The 16,663-nt window shown below is 45.1% G+C and carries 14 protein-coding genes and 1 pseudogene; 9 read left to right on the top strand and 6 right to left on the bottom strand.

The annotated features are described in order from the left end of the window. Positions 1-74 precede the first annotated feature (74 nt). From ACPYIV_RS14930 to ACPYIV_RS14920, 3 genes are all read left to right on the top strand, one after another. Positions 75-1,883 (top strand): reverse transcriptase domain-containing protein, encoded by a 1,809-nt coding sequence (locus ACPYIV_RS14930; protein ID WP_425883772.1) that lies wholly within the window; start codon positions 75-77, stop codon positions 1,881-1,883. A gap of 226 nt (positions 1,884-2,109) precedes the next feature. Next, the gene (locus ACPYIV_RS14925) at positions 2,110-2,487 is read left to right on the top strand and encodes a hypothetical protein (RefSeq protein WP_293733176.1); all 378 of its coding nucleotides are present in this window, start codon (positions 2,110-2,112) and stop codon (positions 2,485-2,487) included. Between the two features lie 1,097 nt (positions 2,488-3,584). Next, the gene (locus ACPYIV_RS14920) at positions 3,585-4,142 is read left to right on the top strand and encodes an AAA family ATPase (RefSeq protein WP_293733177.1); all 558 of its coding nucleotides are present in this window, start codon (positions 3,585-3,587) and stop codon (positions 4,140-4,142) included. Positions 4,143-4,554: 412 nt separating this feature from the next. Here the strand turns inward: ACPYIV_RS14920 and ACPYIV_RS14915 are convergent, their stop codons facing one another. The 5 genes from ACPYIV_RS14915 to ACPYIV_RS14895 form a co-directional block, all read right to left on the bottom strand. After that, entirely contained in the window at positions 4,555-5,562 is a 1,008-nt protein-coding gene (locus tag ACPYIV_RS14915) for a HipA domain-containing protein (RefSeq protein ID WP_425883770.1), read from the bottom strand. Next, complete coding sequence (locus ACPYIV_RS14910; protein WP_293733179.1) at positions 5,559-5,885, bottom strand: HipA N-terminal domain-containing protein; 327 nt, start codon at positions 5,883-5,885, stop codon at positions 5,559-5,561. Before ACPYIV_RS14910 ends, ACPYIV_RS14915 begins: the two co-directional genes overlap by 4 nt. A gap of 2 nt (positions 5,886-5,887) precedes the next feature. After that, the gene (locus tag ACPYIV_RS14905; protein WP_293733180.1) at positions 5,888-6,088 is read right to left on the bottom strand and encodes a helix-turn-helix transcriptional regulator; all 201 of its coding nucleotides are present in this window, start codon (positions 6,086-6,088) and stop codon (positions 5,888-5,890) included. A gap of 98 nt (positions 6,089-6,186) precedes the next feature. Continuing rightward, a complete protein-coding gene (locus tag ACPYIV_RS14900) occupies positions 6,187-6,678 on the bottom strand; it encodes a MutS-related protein (RefSeq protein ID WP_425883767.1) in 492 nt (163 codons plus the stop codon). 153 nt (positions 6,679-6,831) lie between these two features. After that, positions 6,832-7,203: a hypothetical protein gene (locus ACPYIV_RS14895; RefSeq protein WP_425883765.1), complete on the bottom strand. Its 372-nt coding sequence runs from the start codon at positions 7,201-7,203 to the stop codon at positions 6,832-6,834. 360 nt (positions 7,204-7,563) lie between these two features. Between ACPYIV_RS14895 and ACPYIV_RS14890 the strand changes: the two genes are divergently transcribed. Both ACPYIV_RS14890 and ACPYIV_RS14885 read left to right on the top strand, forming a co-directional pair. Continuing rightward, positions 7,564-8,364: a KilA-N domain-containing protein gene (locus ACPYIV_RS14890; RefSeq protein WP_293733182.1), complete on the top strand. Its 801-nt coding sequence runs from the start codon at positions 7,564-7,566 to the stop codon at positions 8,362-8,364. 119 nt (positions 8,365-8,483) lie between these two features. Continuing rightward, entirely contained in the window at positions 8,484-12,107 is a 3,624-nt protein-coding gene (locus ACPYIV_RS14885) for a glycosyl hydrolase 2 galactose-binding domain-containing protein (RefSeq protein WP_425883763.1), read from the top strand. Between the two features lie 171 nt (positions 12,108-12,278). Here ACPYIV_RS14885 and ACPYIV_RS14880 read toward each other — a convergent pair. Further along, positions 12,279-12,560: pseudogene (locus tag ACPYIV_RS14880) on the bottom strand (winged helix-turn-helix domain-containing protein); the annotation flags it as partial. Between the two features lie 189 nt (positions 12,561-12,749). Between ACPYIV_RS14880 and ACPYIV_RS14875 the strand changes: the two are divergent. Genes ACPYIV_RS14875 through ACPYIV_RS14860 form a run of 4 tightly spaced genes read left to right on the top strand, consistent with a single transcriptional unit; the run spans position 12,750 to position 16,600 of the window. After that, the gene (locus ACPYIV_RS14875; RefSeq protein WP_293733190.1) at positions 12,750-13,325 is read left to right on the top strand and encodes a DUF4254 domain-containing protein; all 576 of its coding nucleotides are present in this window, start codon (positions 12,750-12,752) and stop codon (positions 13,323-13,325) included. Next, on the top strand, positions 13,326-14,360 hold the full coding sequence (locus ACPYIV_RS14870; RefSeq protein ID WP_301704929.1) for a glycosyltransferase family 9 protein: 1,035 nt from the start codon (positions 13,326-13,328) through the stop codon (positions 14,358-14,360). A gap of 48 nt (positions 14,361-14,408) precedes the next feature. Further along, positions 14,409-15,125 (top strand): glycosyltransferase family A protein, encoded by a 717-nt coding sequence (locus ACPYIV_RS14865; RefSeq protein ID WP_293733192.1) that lies wholly within the window; start codon positions 14,409-14,411, stop codon positions 15,123-15,125. 8 nt (positions 15,126-15,133) lie between these two features. Then, positions 15,134-16,600 (top strand): glycosyltransferase, encoded by a 1,467-nt coding sequence (locus ACPYIV_RS14860; protein ID WP_425883760.1) that lies wholly within the window; start codon positions 15,134-15,136, stop codon positions 16,598-16,600. Positions 16,601-16,663: the final 63 nt, after the last annotated feature.

Raw genomic sequence — 16,663 nt, 5'->3', positions numbered from 1 at the left:
AGGGAAAGCCTTGTACATGGCGAAGGGAAGTAGTCTGTAATTTTAATACAAACAACGGAAAACGTGAGAGACGTATGAGAAATCCAGAGCAAGTATTAAACATTTTAGCTGGACACAGCAACGAGCCTGAGTATAAATACGAAAGGCTCTACCGTATTCTATTCAATGAACAGATGTTCTTTGTCGCCTACCAACGTATGTATGCAAAGCCGGGAAACATGACACCCGGCACAGATGGCAAAACAGAGGATGAAATGAGCATCGATAGGATAAACAAACTCATAAAGAGTATAAAGGATGAGACTTATAGCCCCAATCCTGCAAAGAGAATTTACATTCCGAAAAAGAATGGGAAAATGCGTCCGTTAGGAATACTGTCTTTTGAAGACAAATTGGTTCAAGAGGTAGTAAGAATGGTGCTTGAAGCCATATATGAGGGACACTTTGAGTGGACATCGCACGGTTTCAGACCAAACCGAAGCTGTCACACAGCACTGAAAAGTCTACAAAACAATTTCAACGGTGCAAAATGGTTCATTGAGGGAGATATAAAAGGCTTCTTTGACAACATAGACCATGATGTGCTGATAGAAATAATGAAAGGTAGAATAGCAGATGACAGATTTCTTCGTCTGATACGGAAATTCCTCAATGCAGGGTACATGGAAGAGTGGCAATTCAACAAGACTTATTCAGGGACACCGCAAGGTGGTATTATAAGTCCTATTTTGGCAAATATATACCTTGACAAGTTCGATAAATACATGGAAGAATATGCCAACAAATTCAATAAAGGGACAATCAGAAGTCGTAACAAGGACATTTGCAAACTCAACAACAGAGTACACTACCTAAAGCGTAGGATAAACGAAGTGAAGGATGCAAACGAAAGAACAAAAATGGTAGAAGAACTGCACGAAAAGCAGAAGCGGATACTAACAATGCCAAGTGGCAACGATATGGATAGAAATTTTCGCAGACTGAGATATGTGCGCTACGCCGATGATTTTCTAATCGGGGTTATCGGAACGAAAAATGAATGTGAGACAATCAAAGCTGACATCACTAGGTTTATGCAGGAAAAGTTAAGGCTGGAGATGTCACAGGAAAAAACTTTGATTACAAATGCACAAGACAGCGCAAAATTTTTGGGTTACGAAATATATGTCCGTAAAGACTATGCCACAAAGAGAAACAGTAACGGAACAGTGCGCAGATACTTCAACGGGAATGTGATATTGCACGTTTCAAGAGAAGTAATCAAGAATAAACTGCTCAGCCTCGAAGCCATGAAAGTTGTCACCAAACACGGCAAGGAAACATGGGTGTCAAAAGGCAGGACTTATATGATTGACAATGAAGCGCACGAGATTGTATCTCAGTTTAATACCGAAATACGAGGGTTCTATAACTATTACTCAATAGCAAACAATGCATCGGCTTTGGGACGCTCTTTCGGCTGTATTATGAAGTTCTCCATGTACAAAACTCTTGCTCAAAAGCTGAATATGTCAGTGAGAAAAGTCATTGAAACATACCGCAAGGACAATCTCTTTGTCGTGCCTTTTGTAAACAAGGGAGGAGAAACCAAGTACAGGGTATTCTACAATGAGGGTTACGCCCGTAAAACGGATTGTGAAACAGCCCCAAGTGACAATCTGCCGTATATGTTCAAAACGCCATCGTTGAGTTTGATAGAAAGGCTTACAACAAAAACGTGCGAACTATGTGGCAAGCACGGAGAAGTGGTAATGCATCATGTCCGCACTCTCAAAGAGTTAAAAGGTAAAAATGACTGGGAACGCAAAATGCTCCATATGCACAGAAAGACTTTGGTCGTATGCGCGGAGTGTAACGCAAAAATCCAGAGCTGTGATAAGTAAAAATGATGTTACAGATGGAGAGCCGTATACATGGAGACGTGTAAGTACGGTTCGGGGGCAGGTAAACGAAAACCTACCGCTGTAAAGCGGAAAGGCGTTGTTTGCCGAGCCTACAAATAACGAATCAGAAGATTAGTCAGGATATGGAAACCCTGTCGCACAAGCTGGTGGATATGGAGAAAAACATTTGCAGTGCCATTTGATAACCTATAAAAACCGAGTACCGATGAAAAAAGAAAGAAGCATCATCACGATGGACGGGCAGGGCAATATCGCCCTGCCGACCGATACCGCCAACATATGGATGTCGGAATCAGAACTTGTAGAACTGTTCGGGGTTATCGCTCCGACCATCCGTGCAGGAATAAAGGCAGTTTACAAGAGCGGAATTCTGAAAGAATACGAAACCAAACGCTACCTGTATTTGTCGAACGGTTGCGGTTTGGATGTTTACAGCCTTGATATGGTTGTTGCCCTTGCATTCCGTATCGAATCGCTCGGGGCTTCAAAAGTCCGTAAGATGCTATTGGATAAGATTATGTACCGGCGAAAAGAAAAAACATACCTGCTAACACTGCCATTCAGAGGTGGATGGAGCTGTTAGTACGGTGCGCATGAAGCGAACCAAGAGCAATGCTTTTCGGAAAAATATACCTTTATTTTTGATGAATTGATGAATAAGAATATAATCATATTGAAATATAGATACTTATACTCTCATCAAATACTTATCAGAAGTATTTTACCGATGAAAAGAAGAGAAAGCAGGGCAGGCAAAGCAAACCGACTTAGCAAATGATAAGTTTCTCTTTTCGCAAGTAGTTTGATGAGAACTCGATGAGGATGTAAATGATTAAATAACAGTAGATTGAGTATACTAATCATCAAATCATCGGATTTTTCATCCATCATCAGTCCGCTGGGAAAGCGTAGGAGGATAATTCCTCATAGCAGAAGAAATGCAATTATTCCCATTTGCAAAGCAGGCATACGGACTTGACGGTTTCAAGGTTGGATGGCTATGCTACATCGCTCTTTCGTTTCGAATGGATTTTTGTCTTAATTCCGTCTTTCTAACGCCTATTCCTTGTCTGAGTAATTTGAGTTGCTCAAAATAGGTTTCTTTTGTTTTGGAAGGTAGCAAGTTTATGTTTCGGTCTGCCCGAAACCCCTTGCCACCCTCTCCCCAATCATAGGGAGGTGCATCCCGTTGGTCTATACAGCAGCTACAATGACTACACTTGAAAACGAGCATATCACAGACACCACGTACAGGTATTTGCACGGAAAATACCGTAGCTTATTAGGGAATTTTCCGAGCCACAATACTCCGTACCGTTGAAAATTCCCCTATAAGCCAAAAAGGTTGCACCTCTCTGGACTCTCCCAAACCAACAGCAGAAGCCGTACAATTCAATTATTGCTTCACGAGCTAAAAAAAGAGAACCATACATTCAGGAAGAGGATGAACGAGTTCTGAGGAGCTATCGGAATGTTGAAACCAAGAAAGAGCAGAGGTATAATGATACTTGAAAGACATATCACGGATTTTTTGTACTTTTGTATTTATGAGAAATTCAGTTTTCAATATATAGGCGATTGTTATCATCCTTGAGGTGAACCAATCAAGAGTTTACCAATTAGTGTACTGTAACTGAAATATGCAGTGCGAAAGAAAAAATTTAAAAACAGAATATTGATATGTACAACGGTAGAATTATTATAATTACAGGTTCTCCGGGAACCGGTAAAACTACAGTAGCAACAATTATCGCAAAAGAATCTGATTTTGCGAAGTCTGTACATATGCATACAGATGATTTTTACCATTATTTGAGTAAAGGTGCGATACTGCCCCATTTACTCGAATCTCATGAACAGAATGTTGTTGTTATCGAAGCTTTTTTAGAGGCTGCCAAACGTTATGCCCGTAGTGGATATGATGTAATTGTAGATGGCATTGTAGGCCCTTGGTTCTTAACCCCTTGGAAAGAAGCTGTACAAGAGGGGTATGAAATTCACTACATCATATTGAGAGCGGACAAAGAGGAAACGATAAGACGAGCCATTGAACGGACTAAATTAAGTAAAGATACCAATATCGAGTTAGTGGAAACAATGTGGAAACAGTTTGTTAATATCGGTGATTATGAGCCGTTTGTTATAAATACCACAGATTGTTCCATTGAAAAAACTATTTCAATAATCAAAGAACATATTAAAGAGAGAAAGCACTTGTTATATAGTGATACAGACTGATTTAGCACGATGTGAGGTATAATATGTAATGGCAAAACACCTTTCATCAAAACAGAAAATCAAATAGAAAGAAATTTTGTTCTATATTCATTAGGATTGAAAAAAATACTATATTTGCAACAGAAGAGTTATTTGACAGTATAGCACCGCAAAACGCTGAAAATAGTACAGTTGCCAACTCGTTACCACTGTTTCTCAAATACTCGGTTAAATGTTTATTTTTCAAACGGTTATATTAAACCATTGAAAATCTAAAATACTAACATACAACAATGCGGTCGGTGGTTCTTGCTATTTTAAGTGAATGTAATAAATGAATGTAGAAGTTGCGCAAACTTTTTTCAGACGATCCTTCTGTTGAAATCCGGACTGTGAGAGGAGTCGGGTTAATGTTGGTGGAAAACTGTCGGGGCTAAGAGCTGGCTCTCCTGAATCTGTCAAGTCTTTCCGTATAACTTTTCCGGTACATACGTTTTAGCTTTTCATCTAAAAAAGAATTTGTAATGAGCTCATAGACTTTGGCTTGTTCGTTGAGGAAGGGTTTGATTATTTTTGCTATAATGTTGTGTGAAAGTCCTATTTGCAGCCCAAAACGAATAAAATCGGTTTGACATGGATGTCCCTTTTTCTCATAGATATCCGACTTTTCGATCCGTTTCGATAAACCATCTTGTAAAGCGAAATCCCCCTCATCGATATGAAGAGAGGTATTCACCAGATCGTATGCCGGTGTTAGTATATAATCACCATCGATAGTTTGTCGTAATGAGAAGTTTTTCAAATGAGCATCGTCGTTGGCGAAGAGATAATTAAATATGATAAGTGTATAGAAACGGGCGGTTTCAATCTGCCAGGCTTTTACGTATTGCTTTATTTTGCAGGCAATATCTTCGTACGTCCCAGTATATTTGTAATTAGTTCCATGAGTCGCTTCATTTTTACCGGTTAATGAGGCAAAGTCTTCCTGTGCCAGTTTCTGTCCGTCCGGTAATACATCGAATCGTTTAGTCAGATAAGCCGGTTCTCCGTCACTAAAAAAAAGCATCCCGTTTTCAGCGGTGTTGATTTTATATACCTGCCGGGCTATTTGCATGGTCAGGTTTTCGTTTGCAGGAAGTTGCTTCCTGTTCCGGATACGGCGATCTGTCGGTGCCGGTTTTATGATGTAAGTTCCTTGCATTCCTTGAGGTGTCAGAATAACTTTTTTCTCTCTTATGATGGCTGAATATTTTTCCTGGACACCGGATAGAGAAAGTTTTCCTACATTATCGTTCAGTTTTTTTATTGTATCTTCATCCGAAATGGTGAAGTCTGTCAGATGGCTGACTTTCACTCCTGAAAACAGGTTTTTTATTGCAGAGGGGCAATAGGTTTGAAAGCCTGTTTTCAGTGTAGATGGGCATACTTGGATATTTTTCATTCTGCAATTCTTTTTATTAATATATTACCGATCGTATCTGTACCTGCTGTTGCCAGAAGTAAACCGAATAAGTCGTTTTTGTTTATTTTATGCAACCTGCATTGAACCTCTTTATTACTCCCTTCTGCCAGCATATTGGTGAAAAATGGAAATAAATATTCAGATTGGTATATTTCCTGATTTTTAGGCAATGTCAGGGATACGGCCGGTGCGGAGATGTCTTCCATATACTCCTTTGTATAACTGAATTGATAACCTCCTTCGGATTTTTCTTCCAGAATACCGGCAAGCCGGTTGTTTACGAGTACTTCTGCCTTTCTCATTATTAACTATCTGTTTTCAGGGCCAGTTGAACTTCCAATCCTAATACATCTGCTATTTTGGAGAGCGTGGATAAAGAGGGATTTCCGGAATCATCTTCCAACGCGATGATTGTTCTCAGGCTGATTCCTGAAAAATCTGCCAGGTTTTGTTGAGTAATATTCAGTACTGCTCGTCTTTTTTTTATTTGTTCACCGATACTCATTGTGTAATATATTGCATATTGTAAGACAAAGATAGTTATAAAACAGAAATAAACAAATGATATATGCAATATGTTGCATATATATTATGGTGTATTTGTTATTGCTTAGTCATTCCTTCTATCGTCCGGTAAGCATCCCGGATGACAGCCGACGGGAAGCCGTTTATTTCCAGCAGGCGGATGGCGTTGCGCTGGTAGAGGGGACCGCTTTTGAGTTTGTAATCGAAAGAAAAGGTTTCGCCCTCGATCACTTCGCTGAAATGGTAAAGATCATATTCCTTATCGAGCAAGGTTGTCAGTTCCGTGTCGTGGGTGGAGGCGACGATGATGTTGTCGCGGGTATTCAAGTACGACAGGACAGCTTTGGCAGCGGCAATCCGTTCGGTTGTGTTCGTGCCTTTGAATATCTCGTCGAACAGGAAGAAAGTACGGGCGAATGCCGTATGCAACGTTTGTGCGGCCAGGACATTGATGCCGATGATGCGGATAAAGGTCGTTTTGCCGGACATGTTCGAACCGTTCAGCAAAACCGATTTATCCTGTATGTCGATGGAGTTGGCTACGCAATCTTCTATCAAGGGATGATACATGCTTTCGCTGACTAACCTGTGCCCCTCTCCGGGTTTTCCCGGCAGACAATAATAAGGCAGATGTTCCCGCAGAAAACAGACGGATAACAGGCAATCTGCCAACCCGACGAACCGGTAAACTGTTTCGATCTTCCGGTTTTGGAAAACAGCCGGTTACTCGTCCGACAATAGCCGCACGATGCTGTAGGCTTCCGTGTCCTGCATGCGGGATAAATCTTTTGCCAGCCGGTTCCGCAGGTTACTGTCCGTTTGCAGGTGTCCGATGATCTCTTCGTTTTGCTCGATTTCGCCTGCCGTCTGGGAAATCGTCCTTAAGGTGTGGTACAGGTATTGTTGTCCGACTCTCGAAACGGTCCTGTCCGCGAAAGTAAACAGTTCTTCCATCCCCAGGTCCGAACAAGTCTGGTCGGACAGCAGGCTGCTTTCTCCTGCCCGGCTTTTATGGAGGAAATAGGCGGAGATATCGGTAAGGTTGAAAATGCCGTCCTTTATTCCGCCTGCATGGCTGTCTGCTTTTCGTCCCATCTGCCTTGAATTGTTTGTGTGACAGTTACAAAGATACGATAAAGTATTCAGAACTTGTACCGTACCGAGGCTATAAATTCACGCGGGCAGATATTGAATTGGGCCTGTGCAGCCCCGCATGCCAGTAAAAGAACTGTGGATAATAGGATTCTTTTCATAACCATAATCGTTTTAGAGTGTTTGTTTGCTGCAAATGTAGTGGACGGCAAACTTCCGGGACGAGTAAAGTTATTACTGAAATGTTTTGGGAGGGGTATTCCTCCCTTTTTCTTTAAGGAGAGAATAACGGAAAAAGGTTGGTGAAAAATGTTGTGTTCTCCTGTTTTTAAAATAATTTTGTAGCTATTAAACCAATAAGACATGGCAAAAATTACGGTTCAGGATACGGAGATTACTGTTGTTGCATATAATGATAACGACTACATCTCGCTTACAGACATGGCGCGTAGCCAAATGCAGGAACATATTATTTTTCGATGGCTTAGTTTGAAAAGTACATTAGAATATATAGGTGAGTGGGAAATGTTATATAATCCCCATTTTAATTGTACCGAATTCGGTACAATTAAAAATATGGCTGGTAGCAATAACTTTGTCCTTTCTGCTAAAACCTGGATAGAACGGACTGGAGCTATAGGCATTGTCTCAAAGGTCGGCAGATATGGCGGTACTTATGCGCATCGTGATATAGCATATCATTTTGGAATGTGGATTAGTCCTCGTTTCCAATTGCTTCTTGTGAAGGAGTATCAGCGACTAAAGACAGAAGAGCAAGCGCAACTCGGCTGGACTGCCAAGCGTGAACTGTCGAAAATCAATTACCGCATCCACACCGATGCAATCAAACAAAATCTGATACCTGCGGAAGTAACCGCTAAACAGGCAAGCATCATTTATGCCAATGAAGCCGATGTCTTGAATGTGGCTATGTTCGGAATGACTGCAAAGATGTGGCGGGAACAGAATCCGGAACTGAAGGGGAATATCCGCGACTATGCGACAATCAACGAGCTGATTTGTCTTTCGAATATGGAAAACCTCAATGCAGTATTTATTGACCAAGGCATTGCACAGGGAGAGCGGCTCATAAAACTCAACCGGATTGCCATTCAGCAAATGCGTGTGTTGGAAGATAACGGGAGCAGGAAGTTACTGAAATAGGTCGGTTATTCTTTCGGATTTATTCGTATATTCCGGCTTTTTTCCGTAAGTTTGTGCAAACTTCTTTCAAGTAAGGAGTTAGGTAGTCAAAAAGCACAAAATAAAGCAAACTTTCATAAATGATGACTTTGAATAAACAGAAAAAGAATGCCCTTACCCTTTGCGGGGCGGCGATGGCATCGCTGCTTCTTTGGGGATGCGGCGGAACAAGCCCTACGGCCGAATCGTTCGAACGGTCGGACTATTACACGCGCGGCATCGGACAGTATCCGGGCGACCCGAAAGAGGATTTCTCTCCTTCATTGGTTCCGGATCCTTCCACTTACCGGAACATTGCCCTGTTGCGTTCGGCTTTTGCCTCTTCCAGCCATGACTATAACTTAGTGGCGCAGTTGGCAACGGACGGTATCGTGACGGACGAGCAACCGCAGTATCTGAACTTGTCTACGCCGGAGGGAGATGTCCCGAGACGCGAACGCGAATGGATGATCGACGAAGGTCCATATTCCCGGAATACGTTTCCCGGAGGAGATACCTATTTCCGGTTTACGCTGGCAAACTATCGCAAAGCGGCCGGCAAATTGTCACTGGTAGGAACAGTCGTGTATGACGATAAAGTATCGAAAGGCGGCTACGAGATCATCTGCCAAGGTTCCAATGACGGAAAGAACTGGACGGAAATCGGCAAACTGAGCGGTAGCGGCTTACCCGGTCAGGCTGTATCCGGGCGGGTGGTGGTGACCGACCCGAACAAACAGACGGGCGAAACAACCATGCCGGTGCGTAAACTAAACGAAACGATTACTTTCGATACCGAAGCGGCTTATTCCGATTACCGCGTGCTGCTGAAGATGGCGGGCGCACACGATTGGGTGTTTACGGAAGCTAACTTCATGGATAAGGACGGGCTGGTGGAAATGAAGCCGTCGCAGTTCTTCAACAGTGCCTGGATGAGCGGCACGACAGGTGAAGAATGGTTGTACGTCGACCTCGGCAGCACTTCCGAGTTCGACAAGGTGGTGTTGAACTGGATCAACAAAGCTGTTAAAGGTAAGATACAGGTGTCGGATGATGCCAAGCTGTGGAAAGACGTAGCCGAGTTGCCGGGTGGCGACGGGCTGAAAGATGAAATAGCTCTGAACGGCAAGCAGAATGCCCGCTATGTGCGTGTCCTGATGCAAGAGCCGGCGAACGGCAGCCGTTACATCTTAAGCGAGGTGGAAGTAATGGGCAAAGGCGGCTTGGTGGCTCAGCCTGCTGCTCTTCCTGCCGCTGCAAAAGGGGAAATCAATCTCTCAGGCGGGAACTGGAAGTTACAGCGTGCGTCGGAAGTGACGGCTTCGGGCGAGGAAATCTCGACTCCGGGTTACAAGCCGGAGAACTGGATCGTGGCCACTGTGCCGGGAACAGTCCTGAGCAGTTACAAGAATATCGGGGCAATCGCCGATCCGAACTATGCGGACAACCAGTTGCAGGTATCCGAGTCTTTCTTTAATTCCGATTTCTGGTATCGCGACGAGTTCGAGGTGCCCGAAGGTTTCAAGCAGGATCGCCTGTTCCTGAACTTCGACGGTATTAACTGGAAAGCGAACGTGTTTGTGAATGGCAAACCGGTGGGACGTATCGACGGCGCCTTTATGCGAGGTAAGTTCGATGTGACGGATCTTGTCGTTCCGGGCAAAAATGTCGTGGCGGTAGAGATTATCAAGAATGCCCATATCGGTGCGATCAAGGAAAAGAACAAACAGAGCACGGACTTTAACGGTGGAATCTTAGGGGCTGACAACCCGACGTTCCATGCTACGATCGGTTGGGACTGGATTCCTACTGTCCGCGGACGTAATATCGGTATCTGGAACGATGTCTTCCTGACCTCTACCGGAAAGGTGACGGTTGCCGATCCGCTTGTTACGTCTGTCCTGCCGTTGCCTGACACGACTTCCGCTACGCTGACGGCCGAAGTGATCGTGAAGAACCACGACGCGAATGCCGTACAAGGTATTTTGGAAGGAAAGGTTGGAGATATCACATTCCAGCAGCCGGTCGAACTGGCGGCGGGAGAAGAAAAGGCTGTCGTCTTCGATGCCAAGGATTTCCCGCAGCTGAAGATGGAGAACCCGCGCCTGTGGTGGCCGAAAGGCTACGGCGAGCCGAACCTGTATGATGCGAACTTCACCTTCAAAGTGGATGACAAGGTTTCGGATGCGAAAGACTTTAAAGTCGGTATCCGCCAGATGACGTTCAACGAGGACAATGATATCCTGAGTCTCTTCGTCAACGGTCGCCGCTTTATCGGACGTGGCGGTAACTGGGGCTTCGGTGAGTCGAACCTGAACTATCGCGCCCGCGAATATGACATTGCTGTGGCTTTGCATGCGGATATGAACTTCACGATGATGCGTAACTGGGTCGGCATGATCGGCGACAAGGAGCTGTATGAGGCTTGCGACCGCCACGGTATCATGATCTGGCAGGACTTCTGGCTGGCTAACCCGGCCGACGGACCTGATCCGTATTATCCGGAAATGTTTATCGCCAATGCGGAAGATTATGTAAAACGGATTCGCAGCCATGCGTCTATCGGACTTTATTGCGGTCGTAACGAAGGTTTCCCGCCTGAACAGATCGACAAGGCGTTGCGCCGTATCATCAAGGAAGATCATCCGGACATTCATTATATCTCCAGCTCGGCTGATGAAGTGGTGAGCGGGCATGGCCCGTACCGGATGCTCCCGGCAAAGGAATATTTTACGCTGAAAACCGGTAACGACAAGTTCCATAGCGAACGGGGCATGCCGAACGTGATGACCTACGAAAGTATGCTCCGCACCTTCTCGCCGGAAGGAATCTGGCCGCAGGATAACGAATGGGGCATGCACGACTATACTCGCGAAGGGGCACAGGGTTGCACTTCTTTCAACGAGATCATCGCGAAAGGATATGGCGAACCGCAGAGTGCGAAAGAGTTTGCCGACCTGGCCCAGTGGGTGAACTACGACGGACACCGCAGCCTGTTCGAATCCAGAAGCCAGAACCGCAAAGGTCTGCTGATGTGGATGAGTCATTCCTGCTGGCCTTCTATGGTATGGCAGACGTATGATTACTATTTCGAACCGACTGCCGCCTATTTTGCTATCAAGAAGGCTTCCGAGCCGTTGCATATCCAGTGGAATCCCGCAACGGACGAGGTGGAAGTGGTCAATTACAGCGCCGGTACGCATAAAGGTCTGACTGCAAAAGTCCAGGTCTTGAATATGGATGCATCCGTAGCCTGGGAAAAGGAAACGGTTGTCGACAGCAACGAAGATACGACCGAGAAGTGTATCAAGCTGGAATTCCCGGAGAACTTGTCGAAGGTTCATTTCATCAAAATGACGCTGACCGAAGATGGCAACGTCATCTCCGACAACTTCTACCACCGCAGCTTGGAAGAGAACAACTACCAGGATTTGCAGCAATTGCCGAAAGTCGCTTTGGAATCTGCCACTACAGTGGATAAGAATGCAGATGGAACCTGGAGCGCCGTGTCCGTTATCGAGAACAAGACTTCCGCTCCGGCCTTGATGATCCGCCTCAATGTAGTCGGCGACAAAGACGGCCAACAGATTCTGCCGGTATTCTATTCCGACAACTACTTCTCTTTGCTCCCGGGTGAAAAGAAGGAAATCCGCATGAACTGGAAGGATGAAGATACCAGAGGTAATGAAGGAAAGGTTTTGATTACCGGGTATAACGTAGAATAATATCAGAAAGAGGCAATAGTGCTATCCTCTCGAATATGGGGTGTCATATCTTCCCGGATATCACCCTTCATATCAGGGGGGATAGCACTTGTCATATCCGGGAGGAAGATACCTGTCATATCCCCTCTGATATGAGTATACCATAGAAAAAATGTTAAATGGGAACTGCCGTCAAACCGTCGTGAGCATCAGTCCGATCCCTTTTACCGTCTTGATACAGACCGTCTCGTCTTTTGAAATCAGTTTGCGTAGTTTGGTCACGAATACATATAAGCTACGGGAAGCAAAATAATCTTCTTCCGTATTCCAAAACTTGTCTAAGATTACTTCGCGGCGGACTACTTCGCCCGGCTTGCGGAACAGAAGTTCCAGAATGCCCGTTTCGCGTGGAGTGAGCAGTTGGGTGCTGCCGGAGGTATGGCGCAGTGTCGCCTGGGCAGGGTCTAATGTATAGCCGCCGTGCGAGCGGCTGACGTTCATCACATAGTTCAGCCCCAGTCCGAAACCGGTAACGCCGTTTGCCGCGCTGCGACGGTTGGCGGAGGCGCGCTCGAACTTGTCAAAGAAAAAAGTCTATATGCTGAAAGGATAAAAAAACTTGCTATCTTTGTACGTCTGTATTTACTAAGTAAATTGAACTGTATGAGTTTCAGCGAGAAGTGTTGCCGGGTTTTTGAGCAGGCTACGAATGCATATCATATCACTAACCATATAGATGCTACGGTACATAATCCTTATGAGGTGAAGAGTATCGAGTTTTATCTCTATCTGAAAAACTGGATTGATGCGGTGCAGTGGCATATGGAGGATCTTGTCAGAAGTGCTGCTATCGAACCCGCTGAAGCTTTGGCAATCGTCCGTCGTATTGATAAGTCGAATTTGGATCGTACAGACCTGGTGGAGTTGATTGACAGTTTCTTCCTCGATCAATATAAAAACGTGAAGATTCAGCCGGATGCCACCTTTAACACGGAAAGTCCGGCTTGGGCGATAGACCGCCTTTCTATCCTGATTCTGAAAATCTATCATATGCGGCAGGAGGTAGCGGCCTCGGATGTGACTCCCGAACATAAAGCTAAATGTGAGAAGAAGCTACAAATCCTTTTGGAACAGAAAAGGAACCTATCCATTGCATTGGATCAACTGCTGGCGGATATCAAGGCCGGACATAAACAGATGGCGGTCTATAAACAAATGAAAATGTACGATAAGAAATAAATGGCAAAGATATTAGTGATACGACTCGCTGCGATTGCCGACGTGGCGATGACTCTTCCGGTCATCTATTCCGCAGCCAAAGCTAATCCGCAAGATTCGTTTACGGTGCTTACGCAAGCCTTTATGATGCCGGTATTCATGAACCGCCCTTCCAATCTGGAGGTGATCGGCATCAGTACCAAAGGGGCGGAGAAAACGCTGATCGGCCTCTTGCGGTTTACGTCTGCTTTGGTGAAGTTCGATTACGACATTGTCCTGGATCTGCAAGATGTGATCCGGACTTGGATTATTTGTGCTGCTTTCCGGTTGAAAGGAAAGCCGGTCTACGTCCTGGATAAAATCCGAAAAAAATATCCTCCGCTTATGCGCAAGGAAAACAAGAAGCTGAAACCGCTGCCGACCGTTATCGAGCGGTATGCCGACGTGTTCCGTGGGGCAGGGTTGGCCTATACCGAATCATTCACTTCTTTATATGAGTCGCGGCCGGCAGATTTGTCGAAAATGGAAGCTATTGCCGGAGTCAAGACCGGGAAATGGTTGGGTGTCGCTCCCTTTGCCCGTTATCAGGGCAAGGTATATCCGATTGATGAGATGGAGCAGGTCGTGGCTACTCTTTCCAAAAGGGAAGGCCTGACTTTGTTCCTGTTCGGAGCGAAAGGATATGAAGAAGCGGTATTGGAGGATTGGGCCTATCGCTATCCGCATGTAAAGAATGTGGTGGGTAAATATACGCTTGATAATGAATTGGCGTTAATTAGTCAGTTGGACTTGTTGCTTAGCATGGATTCGGCGAATATGCATTTTGCTTCGTTGGTCGGTACTCGCGTATTGTCCGTATGGGGAGCGACACATATTTATACCGGTTTCTATGGCTATCGGCAGCGTCCGGAGGATGTGATCGGATTACCGCTGCCCTGCCGCCCCTGTTCGCAGTTCGGACAGAAAGAATGTTCCAGGGGAGATTGGGCCTGCTTGACGCAGCTGCCGGCGGAAAAGATCGTGTCACGCGTGCAGGCCGCATTAGAAGAACAATAGTCGGCTGTAGATATAAATTCAGAGAGTGAAATTAAAAAAGAAGGAAAAATGAAACAATTACATATCATTACTCCGGTGAAAGATTCGATAGAGTTGACTTTACAGACGATCGAATCGATCATGGCGTCCGAATTTACGGTTCCATATCATTATTATGTTTATAATGATTTCAGTACGGACGAAAATACGGCGCGTCTCAGTGAAGCCTCCGGCAAAATGGGGTTCGAACTGATCAACCTGTCGGATCTGACCGATCATCCTTCCCCCAACTACCTGCTGATTCTTCAGGCTGCACAGCAAAAAGCGATTGACGCCGATGCAGGGCTTTTGATCGTCGAGTCGGATGTGATCGTGAAGAAGCATACGTTGCAATCGCTGTTCGATGGGGCTTTGATACGTTCGGATTGTGGTATCGCCGCCGCTGTAACGGTCGACGAACAGGAGAATATCAACTATCCGTATTTATATGCCAAAGGCAAGGAGGGCAAAGTCTTTCCGGAGAAAAAGCATTTGAGCTTCTGTTGCTCCCTGCTGACTGTCTCTTTCCTGAAAGCTTTCGATTTCCACCAACTGGACCCTGAAAAGAACTGGCACGATGTGACCATCTCGCATCGTTCTCTGGAAAAAGGATTCACAAACTACCTGTTTACAACGTTGACCGTATGGCATCGCCCGCACGGCAGCCGTCCGTGGAAACAACTTAAATATACGAATCCCCTGAAGTACTACTGGTTGAAGTTTACAAAAGGGCTCGATAAAATCTGATTGGCTTTATGGAACATTCGCCGTTGGTTTCGGTAATCGTCCCCGTGTATAACATGGAGCAGTATCTGGGTGAAACGCTCGACTCGGTGTTGGCCTCGGACTATCCATCCTTTGAAGTGGTCGTCATGGATGACGGCTCGAAAGATGCTTCGTTGGAGATCGCAAAAGAGTATGCCCGTAAAGATCCCCGGGTAAAAGTCCATACTCAACCGAACGCCGGAGCTTGTGCTGCCCGTAATCATGCGATAGCGCTGGCGGAAGGGGAGTTGATTCTTCCTTTTGACGCAGATGATAAGATGTGTCCTAACTTCATTGGCGATGCAGTAAAAGCGATTATGGCGGATGCTGAAGTAGTGGTGGTCTGTCCTAAAGCAGAGTTTTTCGGCGAACGTACAGGAAACTGGAACCTGCCTCCTTTCTCGTTAAATTTGCTGGCCCGTAAGAATATGATACCGATCTGCTCGCTTTATTACAAACGTGACTGGGAGCGGGCGGGAGGATATGCCAGGGAAATTACGGCACGTGAAGACTGGGCTTTTTGGATCGCAGTCTTGAAAGATGGAGGAAAGGTCGTTACCTTGCCGCGTTTGTCCATGTATTACCGTGTACGGGGTGGTTCGAAACGTGTCACCGACCGGCTGCAAAAAAAGAAAGTGATCGACTATCTGAACCGTTCATATCCGGAATTCTTCGAGCGTGAGTTGGGAGGGCCTTTATGCTACAAAAGGACGTGGTCGAAGCTGGTTAATAAAATATATCGTATATTCCATCCCCGTGTTGTATTTGTAAACGAAGCGTATAAAGACCTCGGCGACTTTGTAAAAGCGCTTCCCATTCATTTTAAGAATGGAGATGGGAAAGTGATTTATAAGGGACGTAATGAATTGCGTGAATTTAATTATAAAGGCCTTGATTTGGTGGTTAAGTCTTTTAGAAAGCCTAATTTGGTGAACCAGATCGTATATGGCCTGTTCCGTTCTTCAAAAGCGGAGCGTTCTTTCGAATATGCAGATATGCTGTTGAAGTCCGGGATCGGCTCTCCCCGTCCTGTAGCTTATTATACCGAAAGAGACGGTTTGTTTTTTACCCGAAGTTACTATGTCAGCCTGAGATCCGAGTGTCCGCATACTTATTATGATCTGGTGAAAACCAATTTCCCGAATCAGGAACAGATCCTTCGTGCGATTGCCCGCACGACAGCTGCCATGCATGAACATGGTTATCTGCACAAAGATTATTCCCGTGGAAATATACTGTTTAAAGAAACGGAAAAAGGCGTAAAAGTCGAGATTATCGATTTAAACCGGATTCGTTTCATGGAGATCGATATGGAGACGGGTTGTAAAAACTTCGAGCGTTTGCCGGGTACAAAGGAAATGTTTGCCGTCCTTGCCGATGAATACGCGAAAGCGAGAGGATTCGATGCGGAAGAATGTTTGAAGCAAATCATAAGCTATAATCCGGATTTGCAATAAACATCTGCTCTTCATACTTGATTATAAAGTATCACTTAGACATAAAAGTAATGAATTACCTAT

It is taken from the genome of Parabacteroides vesiculifaciens (genome assembly GCF_049860805.1).
GTDB lineage: Bacteria > Bacteroidota > Bacteroidia > Bacteroidales > Tannerellaceae > Parabacteroides.
The sequence above is the reverse complement of the archived record's forward strand: the minus strand, read 5'-3'. Positions and strand labels throughout refer to the sequence as shown.